At 72.4% G+C, this 15,402-nt stretch carries 12 protein-coding genes, 2 tRNA genes and 1 pseudogene; 2 read left to right on the top strand and 13 right to left on the bottom strand.

All coding sequences use genetic code 11. The features are described 5' to 3' along the window. Positions 1-35: 35 nt before the first annotated feature. On the bottom strand, positions 36-515 hold the full coding sequence (locus HPS36_RS07760; protein ID WP_173229613.1) for a DUF192 domain-containing protein: 480 nt from the start codon (positions 513-515) through the stop codon (positions 36-38). Positions 516-576: 61 nt separating this feature from the next. On the opposite strand from HPS36_RS07760, the gene HPS36_RS07755 reads away from it, so the two are divergent. After that, positions 577-650 (top strand) — tRNA-Val (locus HPS36_RS07755). Positions 651-1,061: 411 nt separating this feature from the next. Here the strand turns inward: HPS36_RS07755 and HPS36_RS07750 are convergent. The 4 genes from HPS36_RS07750 to HPS36_RS07735 form a co-directional block, all read right to left on the bottom strand. Continuing rightward, entirely contained in the window at positions 1,062-1,877 is an 816-nt protein-coding gene (locus HPS36_RS07750; RefSeq protein WP_173229610.1) for an ABC transporter permease, read from the bottom strand. Beyond that, positions 1,874-2,968, bottom strand: a complete 1,095-nt coding sequence (locus HPS36_RS07745) for an ABC transporter ATP-binding protein (RefSeq protein WP_173229608.1) — start codon at positions 2,966-2,968, stop codon at positions 1,874-1,876. The genes HPS36_RS07750 and HPS36_RS07745 overlap by 4 nt, the downstream gene beginning before the upstream one ends. Positions 2,969-3,039: 71 nt before the next feature. Continuing rightward, entirely contained in the window at positions 3,040-5,208 is a 2,169-nt protein-coding gene (gene ligA, locus HPS36_RS07740) for an NAD-dependent DNA ligase LigA (RefSeq protein WP_173229606.1), read from the bottom strand. Between the two features lie 82 nt (positions 5,209-5,290). Next, positions 5,291-6,490, bottom strand: a complete 1,200-nt coding sequence (locus HPS36_RS07735) for a metal-dependent hydrolase family protein (protein ID WP_173229604.1) — start codon at positions 6,488-6,490, stop codon at positions 5,291-5,293. A gap of 118 nt (positions 6,491-6,608) precedes the next feature. Here HPS36_RS07735 and HPS36_RS07730 point away from each other — a divergent pair. Further along, positions 6,609-8,368 (top strand): annotated as a pseudogene (locus tag HPS36_RS07730) (HVO_2922 family protein). A gap of 29 nt (positions 8,369-8,397) precedes the next feature. Here HPS36_RS07730 and HPS36_RS07725 read toward each other — a convergent pair. The 8 genes from HPS36_RS07725 to HPS36_RS07690 all read right to left on the bottom strand — a co-directional run bounded on the left by HPS36_RS07725 (position 8,398) and on the right by HPS36_RS07690 (position 15,362). Beyond that, entirely contained in the window at positions 8,398-8,706 is a 309-nt protein-coding gene (locus HPS36_RS07725) for a glutaredoxin family protein (RefSeq protein WP_121563216.1), read from the bottom strand. Then, positions 8,703-9,083, bottom strand: a complete 381-nt coding sequence (locus tag HPS36_RS07720; protein ID WP_173229602.1) for a DUF7126 family protein — start codon at positions 9,081-9,083, stop codon at positions 8,703-8,705. The genes HPS36_RS07725 and HPS36_RS07720 overlap by 4 nt, the downstream gene beginning before the upstream one ends. Continuing rightward, on the bottom strand, positions 9,083-10,000 hold the full coding sequence (gene guaA, locus HPS36_RS07715; RefSeq protein WP_137717456.1) for a glutamine-hydrolyzing GMP synthase: 918 nt from the start codon (positions 9,998-10,000) through the stop codon (positions 9,083-9,085). The genes HPS36_RS07720 and guaA overlap by 1 nt, the downstream gene beginning before the upstream one ends. Next, positions 10,001-11,656: a CTP synthase gene (locus HPS36_RS07710; RefSeq protein ID WP_173229600.1), complete on the bottom strand. Its 1,656-nt coding sequence runs from the start codon at positions 11,654-11,656 to the stop codon at positions 10,001-10,003. A 106-nt stretch (positions 11,657-11,762) separates the two neighbouring features. After that, on the bottom strand, positions 11,763-13,088 hold the full coding sequence (locus tag HPS36_RS07705; RefSeq protein WP_173229598.1) for an outer membrane protein assembly factor BamB family protein: 1,326 nt from the start codon (positions 13,086-13,088) through the stop codon (positions 11,763-11,765). Positions 13,089-13,253: 165 nt separating this feature from the next. Then, positions 13,254-13,337 (bottom strand) — tRNA-Leu (locus HPS36_RS07700). A gap of 30 nt (positions 13,338-13,367) precedes the next feature. Continuing rightward, positions 13,368-14,420: a PAS domain-containing protein gene (locus HPS36_RS07695; RefSeq protein ID WP_173229596.1), complete on the bottom strand. Its 1,053-nt coding sequence runs from the start codon at positions 14,418-14,420 to the stop codon at positions 13,368-13,370. Positions 14,421-14,480: 60 nt separating this feature from the next. Then, positions 14,481-15,362, bottom strand: coding sequence for an EamA family transporter (locus HPS36_RS07690; RefSeq protein WP_173229594.1), 882 nt, complete (start codon positions 15,360-15,362; stop codon positions 14,481-14,483). Positions 15,363-15,402 lie beyond the last annotated feature (40 nt).

The following is a 15,402-nucleotide window of genomic DNA, read 5'->3' as shown; positions in this document are numbered from 1 at the left end:
CGGTTTCGTCGACCGACCCGGCGGCCGCAGCGGGATCACTCCCGGTCGATCACGAGTCGGTCGCCGGGGCCGACGCCGTGGCGCTCGCTCCACCCGCGCGGCACTTCGAGGACGTACCGCCCCGTCCCCTCGTAGCGGGTGAGCGGCGGCGACTCCGGGGCCGCCTCGTGGACCGTCGTGACGGTCCCGTCGGCGTCGGCGAAGACGATGTCGAGCGCGAACGCCATGTCGCGCATCACGTAGGCGCGCTCGGCCGCCTCGCCGTGGACGAACAGCATCCCCTCGCCGGCGGGGAGATCGTCGGTCGCGGAGAGCCCGACGTAGCGTTTCACGAAGCCGTCGGCGACGCGGACCTCGACGGTCGCGAGCGTCTCGCCCGTCTCGCCGTCGACGGCCTCGACCGTGGCGGTGTCGTACCCGGTGATCAGGAGGGCCGGGTTCGCGGCGGCGGCGCCGACGGCGGCGAGGGCGATCAGCGCGAGCGCGGCCGCGACCCCGACGAGGCGGCGGTTCACGGTCGATCCTCGCGCCCGAGAAAGAAACCGTTTTCCGCTCCCGGCGGGTTCAGACGGGTGAGGGCTCGTGGTCTAGCTGGTTATGACGCGGCCTTTACAAGGCTGAGATCGGCGGTTCGAACCCGCCCGAGCCCATTTCTGGGACGAACGAAGTGAGTCACAGAAATGTATGCGAGGGCGGTCGAACCCTGAAAGACGCAGCGTCGAGCGAAGCGAGACGACCGTCTTTCTTCGGTTCGAACCCGCCCGAGCCCACTATCGGCGCCGCGAACAATTCGTGAGCGGCGCCGCTGTGACTGGTTGAGGGCGGGTTCGAACCAGGGAGCAGGAGGTGAGCGAGCGCAGCGAGCGAACGGGAGCGACTGAGGTTCGAACCCGCCCGAGCCCACTGTTGCTGTCGCGAGCAAAACCGCGAGCGACAGCGAGGTGCGTGTCTGAGGGCGGGTTCGAAGCAGGGAACGGAGCGAGCGAAGCGAGCGGAGTGAGTGAGGTTCGAACCCGCCCGAGCCCACTACCGGCGTCGCGGATGGCGGCCGATTCGGACCGTTACAGGTCGGCCGCGTCGAACTTCAGAAGGCCGGCGAGCGGCGGCGCGAGCGTCCAGAACACCAACATCGCGGCCGCCGACAGCTGCTGGTTCGCGGTCTCGCCGCTGAACAGCTGCTCCGCGAGGAAAGCGTTCGCGAGCGCCTCGACGGCGGTCGTCGGGTTCGAGGCCCGGAGGAACACGTCGACCTGCGTCGCGGACACGGGCAGGGCGTCGAGGGCGGGCCCGACGGCGCCGACGAGCTGGCCGGTGAGCGGGCCCCACAGCAGGACGAACAGGATGTAAATTCCGACGCCGCCGATGAGTGCCCGACGCTGGGTCGGGAACGCGGCCGAGCAGCCGACGGAGATGGCGACGAACACGACGCCGAGCGCGGCCGCGAACACGGTGTAACCGAGGAACGCGCCGGCGTTGAACACGACCGGCGCCGCGATCAACACCAGCGCGGGCAGCAGGAACCCGACGAACACCGCGAGCGCGATCGCCGCGCCGCGCCCGGCGACCTTGCCCAAGACCACGTCGGCCCGCGAGTGCGGCAGCGACAGGAGCAGCTTCAGCGAGCCGGACTCGCGCTCGCCGCTCACGGCGTTGTAGCCGACGACGACGCCGACGAGCGGGATCAGCGTCGTGACGAGGAAGCGACCGACGAAGGCGCTCAGCAGTAGCTCCGTGGCGAACTGCTCGCTCTCGCCGGTGGGCCGCACCGCGTACGCGAACGCCGCGACGAGCAGCGAGAACAGCACCACTAGCGCGATCATGCCGCGGGACCGAACGGTCTCGCGGAAGTCCTTCCGGGCGACGGCGGCGAGGCTCATCGGTCCACCTCCTCGGTCGCCGAATCGTCGTCGGGCGTCGAGTCGGCGTCGGGCGTCGAGTCGGCGTCGGCCGTCGATTCGGAGTCGGCGTCGGCCGTCGAGTCGGCGTCGGCCGTCGATTCGGAGTCGGCCGTCGGGTCGAGTTCGGCGGGTTCCGAGTCGGTTCCGTCGGGCGCCGAACCGGCCGCGTCGCCCTCGGTGTACGCCAAGAAGAGGTCCTCCAGCGAGGCCTCGCGGGTGTGGAAGTCGTCGACTGCGACCCCGGCGTCCTCCAGCGCCGCGATGACCTCCGTCTTCGCGTCGCTGGCGCAGTTCACCACCAGCTCGTCGCCGTCGCGGGAGACCCCGGAGACGCCGGGGACGGCGCGGACCGCCGCGACCGCGTCCTCGTCGGCGCCCGCGGCCGCGACTTCGAGCGTCTCCTCGCCGCCGACGGCCTCGCGGAGCCCCTCGACGGAGTCCTCGGCGACGAGTTCGCCGTCGCGGAGGATGCCGACGCGGTCGCAGACGGCGTCGACCTGTTCGAGGATGTGCGAGGAGAAGAAGACGGTGGCGCCGCGCTCGGCCTCGGCGCGGACGATCTCGCGCATCTCCTTCGCGCCGGCCGGGTCGAGGCCGGAGGAGGGCTCGTCGAGGATCAGCAGGTCGGGGTCGCCGACGAGCGCCATCGCGAGCGCGAGGCGCTGGCGCATCCCCTTCGAGTACTCGCCGGCGGCGCGGTCGGCGGCGTCGGCGAGGCCGACGCGGTCGAGCAGCGCGTCCGGGTCGTCGGCGGCGTCCTTCGACTCGACGGCGAACTCGACGTGTTTTCGACCGGAGAGCCGGTCGTACACCGAGAAGCCGTCGGGGAGCACGCCCGTCCGCCGCCGGATCTCGACGCCGTCGGTCGCGACCTCGGCGCCGAGCACGCGGACCGTCCCCGCGGTCGGGCGGACGAGGTCCAAGAGCATGTCGATCGTCGTGGACTTGCCCGCGCCGTTCGGCCCGAGGAACCCGTACACCTCGCCGTCTTCGACGGTGAGATCGAGGTCGCGAACGGCCGTGACCTCGTCGAACTCCTTGGTCACGCCCCGTAGCTCGATGGCGGTCATGCCTTCCGGTTCCGGCGTGAGTTGATAAAGGGTTGCGGGTCGGGGCGAGCGTCGCGCGGGCGTCGCGGCGCTCACGCGTCGCTTGCGGGCGGCCACGCCACGCCGCGCTCGGCGAGCAGGTCGGCGAACGCGTCCTCGTCGACGACGGGCACGCCCTCGGCCTCGGCGTCGTCGCGCTTGGACCGGCCCGGGCGCTCGCCCGCGACGAGGTAGTCGGTGTTCCCGGAGACGCTGGACGTGGCGTTCGCGCCGTGCGCCTCGACGTGCGCCTGCGCGTCGCCGCGGGGCACCGACAGCGACCCGGTGAACACGAAGGTGAGCCCGTCGAGCGCGTCGGCCGGGCCGGAGGCCGCGTCGGTCTCGAACGGCTCGGGGTCGACCCCGCGCTCGCGGAGCCCCGCGATCGCCGCGCGGTTCTCCTCGCGGTCGAGGAACGTCCGGATCGACGCGGCCACCTCGGGGCCGACGTCGTCCACCTCGCGGAGCGCGTCCTCGTCCGCGTCGAGGAGCGCGTCGAGCGTCCCGAAGTGCGCGGCGAGCGCCCGGGCCGTCGTCGCGCCCACGTCGGGGATCCCGAGGCCGGCGAGGAAGTCGTCGAGGGGCGGGTTCCGCGTCGCGTCCAGTTCGGCGATCAGGTTCTCGGCGCTCCTCGAACCCCACCCCTCCAGTTCGGCGAGGTCGTCGACCGTCAGGTCGTACAGGGCCGGCAGCGACTCGACGAGGCCGGCCTCGCGGAGCTGCTCGACGCGCTCCGGGCCGAGCCCCTCCACGTCGAGCGCGTCGCGGCGCGCCCAGTGCTCGACCGCCCGTTCGAGCTGCGCCGGACAGCCGAGCCCGCCGGTACAGAACGCGAGCGGGCCGTCGCGCTCGACCGCGGCCCCGCAGACCGGGCAGGCGTCGGGGAACTCGTAGGTCCCCTCGCTGCGCTTCTCGACGACCTCCGGGACGTAGGGGATCACGTCGCCGGCGCGGTAGATCCGGACGCGGTCCCCGACGTCCACGCCGAGGGCCTCGATCTCGGCGGGGTTGTGGAGCGTCGCGCGCGAGACGGTGACGCCGCCGACATCGACGGGGTCGAGCTCGGCGACCGGCGTGAGCCGCCCCGTGCGGCCCACCTGGACCGTGATCCCCTGGACGGTCGTCGTCGCGGTCCGCGGCGGGAACTTGTGCGCGAACGCCCACCGCGGCGCGCGCGACGTGCTCCCGAGCGCCTCGCGGTGCGCGAGGGCGTCGACCTTGATCACGACGCCGTCGACCGCGTAGTTCAGGTCGTCGCGGGCGTCGAGGACCGCGTCGCGGTACTCGATCGCGGCCTCGACGTCGTCGACGACCTCGACCCGGTCGTTCCGGCGGAGCCCGAGCGACTCGAACGCGTCGAGGGCGTCGCGGTGGCGCGCGGGGCGCTCCGGGCCGTCCTCGCCCGCCTCCCACGCGAGCACGTCGAAGAAAAAGACGTCGAGGGGGCGCTCGGCGACGACCGCGGGGTCGAGCTGGCGGAGCGTGCCGGCGGCGGCGTTGCGCGGGTTCGCGAACGGCTCCTCGCCGCGCTCGATCAGCTCCTCGTTGTACGCCTCGAAGGCGTCGCGGGGCATGTACACCTCTCCCCGGACGGCGAGCCTGGCGGGGTGGTCGTCGCCGCGCAGGCGGCCGGGGACGGAGGGGATCGTCCGGACCTGCTCGGTGACGTCGTCGCCCTCGCGGCCGTCGCCGCGCGTGGCCGCGCGGACGTACTCGCCGTCCTCGTAGATCACCTCGATCGAGAGGCCGTCGAACTTCGGCTCGCAGACGTACGCGAGGTCGGCGGGGTCGAAATCGGGGAGGTCTCCGGCCTCGGCGGCGTCCGCGAGCCCCCCGCGGACGCGCTCGTCGAACTCGCGGACTGCGTCGGCGTCGGTCGCGTTGTCGATGGATCGCATCGGCGCGACGTGTTCGACGGTCGCCAGCTCGTCGAGGGGCTCGCCGCCGACCCGCCGGGTCGGGGAGCCCTCGGTCGGGAGGTCGAAGGCGGCTTCGAGCGCCTCCAGCCGGGCGAACAGCGCGTCGTACGCCGCGTCGGATATCAGGGGGTCGGCCGCGACGTAGTACCGGTGGTCGTGCTCGCGGACCGCCGCGCGGAGCAGGTCGGCCTGCTCGGCCGCCTCGTCGGCGGAGAGGTCCTCGACCGGGTCGAACTCGGTCGGCGGGTCCTCGACGTACGGGTTCTCGGCCGGGTCCGCGTGCCGGGTCGACGGAGTCGTCATCGACGGGAGATGGGGCCGACTCGGGGTAAAAATGCCCGTTCCGGCGGCGGGAGGGGAGCGGGTGATCCGGGTTCGGTCTCGGTCAGGCGACGCGGTCGCCGCGCGCGAACACGGCCGCGGGGTCCTGCCACGCCGTCACGTCCTCGGTCGGGTCGGCGTCGAGGACGACCAGGTCCGCCGCGTACCCCTCTTCGACGCGGCCGACGTCGTCGAGGCCGAGCAGGTCGGCCGCGTTGACCGTGGCGGCTTCGAGCGCGCGCTCCGGCGAGAGCCCGTAGTCGACCATGTACGCCAGTTCCTGCGGGATGTCGGCAAAGAAGTTGAACGGCGTGCCCGCGTCCGTCCCCATCGCGATGGGGACGCCCGCGTCGAGCGCGTGGTCCCACGCGTCGTCGAAGCGGTCCGCGGCGTCTTCGGCCTTCGCGACCGCGTCCTCGGGGATACCCGCCTCCACGCCGTTGTCGACGATGCCGCGGAGCGCGCTCGCGGTCGGGACCCAGTAGGTGCCGCGCTCGGCCATCATCTCGGCGGCCTCCCGGTCCATGAACGTCCCGTGTTCGACGCTGGAGATGCCGGCCTCGACGGCGTTTTTGATCCCCTCCTCGCCGTGGGCGTGGGCCGCGGTCGGCGTGTCGGTCGGCGCCGCCGCGTCGGTGAACGCGGCCAGCTCCTCGGGGGTCAGCTCCGGCGCGCCCGTCACCGCGCCCTCGGTGAGGACGCCGCCGGTGGCCATGCACTTGAGCACGTCCGCGCCGGCCTTCAGCTGCTCGCGGGCCGCCTTCCGCACCTCGGCGGGGCCGTCCGCCTCGCGGCCGAACCAGTTGCCGTGGCCGCCGGTCATGATCACGTTGCGGCCGCACGCGAGGACTCGGGGGCCGTCGATCTCGCCCGCGGCGACCGCCTCGCCCGCGTCGAGCGCGAGCGTCCCGCGGCTGCCGAGGTCGCGGACGGTCGTGACGCCGGCCGAGAGGGCGGCGTCGAGGTTGCCCGCGGCCCGGTAGCTCGCGGTGTAGTCGCTCTCGGAGACCGCGGTCGAGACGTCCGGGCGCCCATCCATCATCACGTGGACGTGCGCGTCGATCAGCCCGGGCGCGACGACGCGGTCGCTCGCGTCGACGCGTTCGAGGTCCGCGTCCGGAACGTCGTCGACCGCGCGCTCGACCGCCTCGGGGTCGCCGACCGCCGCGATCTCGCCGTCGACGATCGCCACGTCGGCGGTCCGCGTTCCGTCGGCGTCGGCCACTCGACCGCCCGCGAACAGGTACGCCGCTGCGTTTGCCATGTCCGTGTGAGGGAGAGACGAACGGGTAAACGCTCGGGTCGCGGTAGTCCGGCGCGGCGGTCGCGCCGTCGTGTCACTCACCCACACTTATAAGCGGGCCGCCGGAGTTGTCTCGGATATGTCAAGTGATACCGAACCAAACCGAGACGGCGGACTGTACGAGCGACGGATCGGGACGCCGCGGACGACCGACGAGGTGAACGGCTACTGGCTGTTCGGCTTCGGGGTGCTGCTCGGGCTGGCCGGCGTCGCGGTCTTCCTCCTCACCGAGTCGGCGACGGCCGCGCGCGGCATCGGGTACGCGCTGGCGGCGCTTTCGCCCCGTTCGTCATGCTCGGAGCCGTGATCCGGTTCCCGCTCCGCAGGCCGGGGACCGCCCTCGGCTACCTCGGGACGGCCGTCAGCGTCCTCGGCGTCGTCTGGTTCGTGAACGTCTTCCCCGACGGGTGGTTCAGGGCCTCGGGCGACCCCGCCGTGATCACGGTGTACGGCGTCGGACTCCTGCTCATCGGGCTGGCGGGGACGGTCGTGCCGCTGCTCTCCGACCCCGTCTACGAGGACTACGAGCGGATGCGCGGCGAGGCGGCCGCGGCGACCGCGACCGCCGAGGAGACGACCGCGGAGCTGGACGCGGCGCGCGACGAACTCGCGGCCACCGAGTCGGAGCTGGAGGCGACCCGCGAAGAGCTCGGGGACACCGAGTCGGAACTGGAGTCGACCCGGGACGAACTCGCTGACACCGAGGCCGAACTGGAGACCTCCCGGGAGGAGCTCGCGGCCACCGAGTCGGAGCTCGACGCGGCGCGCGAGGACGCGACGGCCGCGGAGGCGGCGGCCGCGTCGCTCCGCGAGAGCAAGGCCCGGTTCGAGCTGTTCGAGGACGCGAGCGGGCGGCCGCGCTGGCGGCTCCGTCACCGCAACGGCAACGTCATCGCGACCTCCGGGCAGGCGTACAGCAGCCGCGGGAAGGCCCAGCAGGGGCTCCACAGCGTGCGGCGGAACGCGCTCGGCGCCGGCCTCCTCCGGATCGAGACGCCGAGCGCGGAGGCCGAGGCGGTCGCCGACGACGACGGGCCGGAGCCGGACGACGCCGCGGCGCCGGACGTGGCCATCCCCGACGAGGCGGCGGCCCCGGAGAGCCGGGCGACCTTCGAGCTGTTCGCGGACAGCGCCGACGAGTGGCGGTTCCGGCTCCGCCACGACAACGGCAACGTGCTGGGCGACTCCGGCGAGGGGTACGCCTCGAAGTCGAACGCGAAGCGCGCGCTCTCGCGGCTGCGCGACCACGCCGCCTCCGCGGACTACCTCCGGATCGATCCCGCGGCGTTCGAGGTGTACGAGGACGCGGGCGGCAAGTGGCGCTGGCGGCTCGTCCACGAGAACGGCAACGTCATCGCCGACTCCGGTCAGGGGTACGCCTCCCGACAGAAGGCTCGACAGGGCCTCGACAGCGTCAGGTCGAACGCCGGGGGGGCCGGGCTCGAATTCCCCGACGGCGACGACGAGGGGCGCGCGTCCGAGAGCAAAGCGACCTTCGAGGTGTACGAGGACGCGGGCGGCAAGTGGCGCTGGCGGCTCGTCCACGACAACGGGAACCTCATCGCCGACTCCGGCGAGGGGTACGCCTCGAAGTCCAACGCGACGGACGCGGTCGAGCGCGTGAGCGAGTACGCGCCCGACGCGGGGGCGCTGGCCGCCGGGAGCGCGGCGTTCGAGATATACGAGGACACCGCCGGGGAGTGGCGCTGGCGGCTCCGCCACCGCAACGGCAACGTCCTCGCCGACTCCGGCGAGGGGTACGACTCCCGGTCGAGCGCCGTCGAGGCCGTGACCCGCGTGAAGGCGAACGCGCCCGGCGCGGAGACGGTCGAACAGTAGGCGACGCGGGCCGAGCGGGTTTTTCCGAGTCAGGTCGCGGCCAAGAGCTTCAGCCGCAGGTCGCGCTCGTCGACCTCGTACTTGAACGCCGGGTTGCCGTCGACCAACACGTACGGGACGCGCTCGCCGTACTCGTCGGCGAGCTCCGGGTCGGTGTCCACGTCGACCACGTCGAGGGCGACCGTCACACCGTCGAGGTCGGCGGCGACCGACTCGATCGTCTCGCGGGCGACGACGCACAGCGAGCAGTCCTCGCGGGTGTAGAGGGTGACCGGGACGGTCGTCGCGTCCGCGGCGCCCTCGCGTCCGGTCGCGTCGCCGGCGTCGTCCCCGCTCACGGCTCGCCGTCGTCGGAGAGCAGCTCCTCGGCGACCGTCGCGGCGTCCAGCAGGCCGGGGTCGACCGCGAGGTCGGCGACCGTCGCGACGAACTCCGGTAGCGACCGGCTCGCGTAGGTGACGACGCGGACCTCGGGGTTCAGCTCCTTGGCCACCGGGATGCCGGTCGCCTCCTCGACGTCGGTGAGGACGAAGTAGGCGGCGTCGGCGACGCCCGCGTCTTCGAGCTTCGACGCTGTGACGAGCCCCTCGATCCGACGGACCTCGACGCCGAGCGCGGCGAGCTCCTCGCCGAGGCCGTGCTGGTCGGGACCGGCGACGACCGCGAGTTGGCCCTCTGCGCGGCCGCCGTCGGGTCGGGCTGACGGCTCCGCCATCACTCGTACTCGATCGTCGCGGGCGGCTTGTGTGTCACGTCGTACACCACGCGCGCCACGTTCTCGTTCTCGCCGGTGATCCGGCTCTGGATGCGCTGGAGCGTGCTCCAGTCGATCTCCTGTGCCCGGGCGGTCATGCCGTCGCGGCTCTCGACGGAGCGCACGGCGACGACCCAGCCGTGGACGCGGTTGTCGCCCTTGACGCCGGTCGCCTTGCCGAGGACCGCGGCGAACGCCTGCCACGGGTCGTACTCCGCCAGTTCCTCCTCGACGACGTGGGTCGCCTCGCGGGCGACCGCGGCCTTCTCGGGCGTGACCTCGCCGACGATCCGAACGGCGAGTCCGGGCCCGGGGAACGGCATCCGCTCGGAGATTATCTCTTCGAGGCCGAGCGCGCGGGCCACCTCGCGCACCTCGTCCTTGTAGAGGTCGCGCACGGGCTCGACGATCCCCTCGAAGTCGACGACCTCGGGGAGGCCGCCGACGTTGTGGTGCGACTTGATGTTCCCCTCCGACTCGATGCGGTCGGGGTAGATCGTCCCCTGGACGAGGTAGTCGGCGTCCACGTCGCGCGCGACCGTCTCGAACTCGTCGATGAACCCCTCGCCGATGACGTGGCGCTTCTCCTCGGGGTCGGTGACGCCCGCGAGGCGGTCGAAGAACCGGTCTTGGGCCTCGATCACCCGCAGCGACTCCATGAAGTCGAACGTGTCGCGGATCTCCGCGGTCTCGCCCTTCCGCATCAGCCCCGTGTCGACGTAGACGGGGGTGAGCTGGTCGCCGACCGCCTCGTACGCGAGCGTCGCCGCGACCGAGGAGTCGACCCCGCCGGAGAGGGCGATGACGGCGTTCGCGTCGCCGATCGCCTCCCGTATCTCCGCTTTCGCCTCCGCGATGAATTCCTCCGTCTCGACCATCTATAGCCTCACGTCCGCGTTCCGCTCTGTTGTGTCCGTCGATCCCAGCGCCGCCTCGACGAGGGAGACGAACGGCGGGCTCGCGCGGTCCGGGCGCGACCGGAACTCGGGGTGCGCCTGCGTCCCGAAGAAGAACGGGTGGTCCGGGCGTTCGAGGATCTCCATCCGGTTGTCCGCGCGGCCGGAGAAGACGAGCCCGTCGGCCTCCAGGTCGTCGATGTACTCGGGGTTCACCTCGTAGCGGTGGCGGTGGCGCTCCGTACAGGCGTCGGCGCCGTACACCTCGGCCGCGAGCGTGTCGGGCTCGATGTCGGTCTCGTGGGCGCCGAGCCGCATCGTCCCGCCCATGTCCTCCGTCTCGTACTGCTCGGGGAGGAGGTCGATGACGGGGTGGGGCGTGTCAGGGTCGATCTCCGCCGAGTGGGCGCCGTCGAGCCCGAGGACGTTCCGCGCGTGTTCGACGACGGCCATCTGGAAGCCTAAGCAGAGCCCGAGGAACGGCACGTCGTTCTCGCGGGCGTAGCGGACCGCCTCGATCTTCCCGTCCGTGCCGCGGGAGCCGAACCCGCCGGGGACGACGACCGCGTCGGCCGTCGCGAGCCGCTGCTCGTGTTCCTCCCGCGTCTCGTCGGCGTCGACCCACAGCACGTTCACCTCGGTGCCGGTCTGGATGCCCGCGTGCTTCAGCGCCTCGTGGATCGACATGTAGGCGTCTTCGAGGGCGTACTTGCCGACGAGCGCCACGTCGATCTCCCGGTCGCGGTCGCGGGTGACGAGGTCCCGCCACTCGGTCGAGCGCTCCGCCTTCGGGAGCGCCTCGTCGGCGAGGCCGAGCCGCTCCATCACGTACTCGTCTAACCCCTCGTCTTCGACCATCAGCGGGACGTGGTAGATGTCCTCCACGTCGGGGTTCGAGAAGACGGCGTCCGTGGGCACGTCACAGAACAGGGCGATCTTCTCTTTCGTCTCCGGGTCGAGCCGGTCCTCGGAGCGCCCGACGAGGACGTCCGGCTGGAGCCCGATCGAGCGCAGTTCCTTCACGGAGTGTTGGGTCGGCTTCGTCTTCTGCTCGCCGTTCTTCGAGTACGGGACCAGGGTGACGTGGGTGAAGAGGATGTCCTCGTCGTCCTCCTCGTGGGCGAACTGGCGGAGCGCCTCGAGGAACGGCATCGACTCGATGTCGCCGACGGTCCCGCCGATCTCGACGAGGCAGACGTCGGAGCCCTCGGCCGCCTCGCGGATCCGGCGCTTGATGTCGTCGGTGACGTGCGGGATGATCTGGACCGTCTTCCCGAGGTAGTCGCCGGCGCGCTCGCGCTCGATGACGTGCTCGTACGTCTTCCCCGTGGTGACGTTGTGGTCGAACGTCATGTCGGTGCCGAGGAAGCGCTCGTAGTTGCCCAGGTCGAGGTCGACCTCGCCGCCGTCCTTGAGCACGTACACCTCGCCGTGCTCGTACGGGTTCATCGTCCCGGCGTCGACGTTGAGGTACGGGTCCACCTTGACGGCGGTCACGTCGAAGCCCGCGTTGGCGAGAAGGCGCCCGGTGCTGGCGGCCGTGATGCCCTTGCCCAGCCCGGACATCACACCGCCCGTGACGAACACGAACTTCCGACCCAGCGAGGGGTCGTACCCCGTGTCGGGATCTGCTGGCATATCGACCGTCCGTCAGGCGCCGGCAAAACCGTTTCGGACCCTCCGTTTCGGGTGGACGTTCGTGACTGTCCGCTGCGGCACCGCCCGACCCCCGACGGGGGCCGGCTCACTCCGGCGCGGCGAGCCGGTAGCACATGCCGGGCTCGTCGGTGTCCTCCGGGGCGCGCTCGGTGTAGTAGACCCCGTCGTCGGTGACGAACGGCGCGCTGGTCACCTCGCCGTTGCCCTCGACCGCCCAGGTCACCGAGCCGTCCCCGCGGTCGAGCGCGTAGAGGTGGTGGTCGTACGAGCCGACGAGGACGTGCCCGTTCGTCACGGTGACGTTCCCGGTGATCCACCCGTCCGTCGGGGTCGACCACAGCTCCTCGCCGGTCGCCAGGTCGATCGCGTAGACGTTCGTGTCGTGGCTCCCGACGTACACCGTCTCGTCGTGGACCGCCGGCGCGCACATGACGCCGCCCGTGCGGATCGGGTCGGGCTCGTCCGACGGCGACACGGACTCGTCGGTCTCGAACGCCCAGAGCCCGGAGCCGTCGGCGACGTCGACGGCGGTGACGGTGCCCGCCCACGACGGCACCACCGCGATCCCGCGGCTGACGGCGATCGGCGCCTTGACGTCGCCGCCGGTGTCGAAGGTCCACGCGCGCTCGCGGTCGGAGACGGACCACGCGTAGACGCGGCCGTCGTTGGCGCCGAACAGGAAGCGGTCGCGGTCGAGGTCGACCGCGATCGTCGAGTGCGGGTGGTCGGTCGGCCGGCCGTCGCGCCACACCTCCTCGCCGCTCTCGGCGTCGAGCGCGACGGCGGCGCCGCTCGGCGGCGTGAACTCGACGGCGAGGTACAGCGTGCCGTCGTGGTACGTCGGGCTGGCGGCGGCCGCGTCGCCGACGTCGGTCTGCCACTCGATCTCGCCGGTCGCGACCGAGACCGCGGAGACGACGCCGTCGTAGGTGCCGACGTACGCCGACCCCTCGGCGACCGCGGGGGTGCCGTGGCTCCCCCACTTGGCGTCGGAGAGGTCAGTCGCCCAGTTCGTCGTCCCGTCGACCGCGATCGACTGGATCCGGCCCGTGTCGTCGGCGACGAGGACGTCGCCCGCCGGCGTCGGCATCGGGCTGCCCTTCGAGGCGGAGTGCTCGCCGCGGTTCGCCGGCACCGACCACCGCACCTCGACGCTCTCGGGTATCGTCGCGTCGATGTGGCCGTGGTTCCGGAGCCCCTGTCGGAACTGCGACGTGAGCCCGTCCGACGACTGCGGTCGGGCGGCGAGGTCCAGCGGCAGGTCGACCTCGTCGAATCCCGACCCGGCGCCGGCGGCGGGCGAGTCGCCGTCGCCCGGCGAGTCGCCGCCGAGCGAGCTACACCCGGCGAGGCCGGCGACGCCGACCCCGCCGGCGACGCGGAGCCAGTCGCGGCGCGTGCGATCTCTCATAGGGACCGATTCGGGGGTGAGGATAAAAATCCACCTCGCTCGGAGCGAGCGGAGTCGAAGGACGCGACGCGGCCGCGGCTGGTCGGGGCAGCGGTCCGAGTGAAGTTTTGCGAGGGAAGAGCGCTCCGAGAGCGCCTTCCGCATCACGGGGGAGGACCCCGGCGATGCGAGGGGAGGGATTTGAACCCACGGACCTCTACAGGAGCGGAGCTTGAATCCGCCGCCGTTTCCGGGCTTGGCTACCCTCGCACGCGGGCTGGCGTTGGATGGGCGCCTTCTTTACGCCGTCGGTTCCGCGCCGACCAGCGTCGCGCGGAACCCGCCCGCTGCCGACTCGTCGATTTCGAGCGTCCAGCCGTGCGCGGCCGCGACGCGCTCGACGATGGCGAGCCCGATCCCGGTGCCGCCGTCCGGCGAGACGCCGAAGTCGGTCAGCGCCGCGCGGTCGCCCTGGTCGTCCGGAAGGCCCGGTCCGTCGTCGGCCACGTAGATCCCCCGGTCGTCGACTCCGACTCGGACCGTCGGCGCGTCGCCGCCGTGGTCGAAGGCGTTGCCGATCAGGTTGCCGACGGCGCGCCGGAGCAGCGTCGGGTCGCCGGTGACGGGGCCGGCCTCGTCGACGACGAGGTCGGCGTCGGGGGGGCAGTCGCCGAAGTCGCCCGACTCCAGGCAGTCGGCCGCGAGCTCGGAGAGGTCGACCGCGGCGTCCTCGGTCTCGATCTCCTCGGGCTCGCGGGCCATCACGAGCGCCTCGTCGATCATCGTCTCGATCCGGTCGAGCGCGTCCTCGGCCGCCGCCAGCCCCTCCGTCTCGCCGGTCTCGCGCGCGAGGTCGACGTACCCCCGAGCGACAGACAGCGGGTTCCGGAGGTCGTGCGAGAGGAAGCCCGCGAGGCGTTCGAGCCGCTCGTTGAGTCGCTTTAGCTCGCGCTCGCGTTCGACCCGGTCCGTCACGTCGCGGATGACCCCGACCGCGCCGACGATCGACCCGTCGTCCTCGATGGGGGTCAGCCGCGTCTCGACCGTCATCTCGCAGCCGTCGCCGAGCGTCATCGTGAGCTGGACGCGCTCGTCGTCCGCCTCGCCGTCGAGGACCCGTTCGACCGCCGTCCGGTAGCGGTCCCCGGTCTCCGCGCTCCAGTACCCCTCCTCGACGAGCCGCTCCGGGTGTCTCCCGTGGAGGACGGCCTCGTCGAACCCGGTCACCTCGCGGAGGCGCTCGTTGACGAACACCCGGGTCCGGTCGGCGTCGAGGACGTAGGCCCCGTCGCCGAGGGCGTTCACGATCGACTCGGCGTGGTCGATCGGGCTCGACTCCGACGGGGGTTCCATGCGGTCGCTACGGGGCGAACGGTAAAGTCCTCTCGGGTGGCCGACGGCTCGCTCTGCGTGTCAACCAGCTATCATGGCGACGCCGACCACCGCGAGGACGGCCGCGACGAGCCGGAGCCGGAAGTGGCGCTCGCCGAGCAGCACGCCGCCGAGGACGACCGCGACGATCGCCTGCGTGTTGATCACCGGCGAGGCGACGCTCGCGGGCAGCGCCGCGAACGCGACCGTGGTCAGGTGCTCGCCGACGGCGACGAGCGCGCCGGCCGCGAGGAACTTCGGGATGTCTCGCCGGCTCGCGTCGATCGGGGTTCGCACGGCCGCCGGGAGCAGCACGACCGCGACGCCGGCGAGCAGCAGCGGCACCCAGAGCGTGCCGGGGATCGCGAGCTCCTGGAGCGCGACCCGCTTGCCCACGTCGCCGACGGCGTAGCAGGCCGCGCTCGCGAGCGCCAGTTGTGCGGGCCGCGAGCGGGCGGCCCGCGCGAGCGGCGCGAAGAAGCTGCCCGGCTCGTAGTTCGCGACGTACACCGCGAGCGTGGTGACGACGACCCCGGCGACCTGGACCGGCGCCAGCACCTGGCCGAGCAGCCCGACCTCCAGCGGGAGGACGAACATCGGGATCACCTTGTTGATCGGCGCGACGTACGACACCGCCCCGTCCTCGATGGCGCGCAGGAAGAGGACGAACGCCGCCGCCGTCGCGACGCTCGTCCCGGCGACGACGGCGAACCGCCGGGGGACGGCGAGCCCGGCAAGGCCGGCCGCGGCGTCGCCGAACCCGACCGTGAGCCCGGTGCCCGCGAGGAACCACCCGAGCGCCGCGGCGTTGACCGCCACCGTCAGCGCCGCCGGCGGGTACTCGGAGAAGGCGCGCTTCAGGACGAAGAGGTACGCGCCCCAGACGACCGCGGCGGCGACGGCGAAGAGGAGCCCGGTGGCCATTCGTTCGCCCCGAGCGCGACCGGCGGAAAGAGTGGTTCGA

Origin of the sequence: Halorubrum salinarum (assembly GCF_013267195.1) — an archaeon.
GTDB lineage: Archaea > Halobacteriota > Halobacteria > Halobacteriales > Haloferacaceae > Halorubrum > Halorubrum salinarum.
This window is presented reverse-complemented; position numbering and strand designations above follow the sequence as displayed.

What these genes read in the sequence shown, in the direction of transcription:
- HPS36_RS07750 (WP_173229610.1), bottom strand. Translation starts at nt 1,877, where the DNA reads ATGAGCCTCGCCGCCGTCGCCCGGAAGGACTTCCGCGAGACCGTTCGG.
- HPS36_RS07745 (WP_173229608.1), bottom strand. Translation starts at nt 2,968, where the DNA reads ATGACCGCCATCGAGCTACGGGGCGTGACCAAGGAGTTCGACGAGGTC.
- ligA (WP_173229606.1), bottom strand. Translation starts at nt 5,208, where the DNA reads ATGACGACTCCGTCGACCCGGCACGCGGACCCGGCCGAGAACCCGTAC.
- HPS36_RS07735 (WP_173229604.1), bottom strand. Translation starts at nt 6,490, where the DNA reads ATGGCAAACGCAGCGGCGTACCTGTTCGCGGGCGGTCGAGTGGCCGAC.
- HPS36_RS07720 (WP_173229602.1), bottom strand. Translation starts at nt 9,083, where the DNA reads ATGGCGGAGCCGTCAGCCCGACCCGACGGCGGCCGCGCAGAGGGCCAA.
- guaA (WP_137717456.1), bottom strand. Translation starts at nt 10,000, where the DNA reads ATGGTCGAGACGGAGGAATTCATCGCGGAGGCGAAAGCGGAGATACGG.
- HPS36_RS07710 (WP_173229600.1), bottom strand. Translation starts at nt 11,656, where the DNA reads ATGCCAGCAGATCCCGACACGGGGTACGACCCCTCGCTGGGTCGGAAG.
- HPS36_RS07705 (WP_173229598.1), bottom strand. Translation starts at nt 13,088, where the DNA reads ATGAGAGATCGCACGCGCCGCGACTGGCTCCGCGTCGCCGGCGGGGTC.
- HPS36_RS07695 (WP_173229596.1), bottom strand. Translation starts at nt 14,420, where the DNA reads ATGGAACCCCCGTCGGAGTCGAGCCCGATCGACCACGCCGAGTCGATC.
- HPS36_RS07690 (WP_173229594.1), bottom strand. Translation starts at nt 15,362, where the DNA reads ATGGCCACCGGGCTCCTCTTCGCCGTCGCCGCCGCGGTCGTCTGGGGC.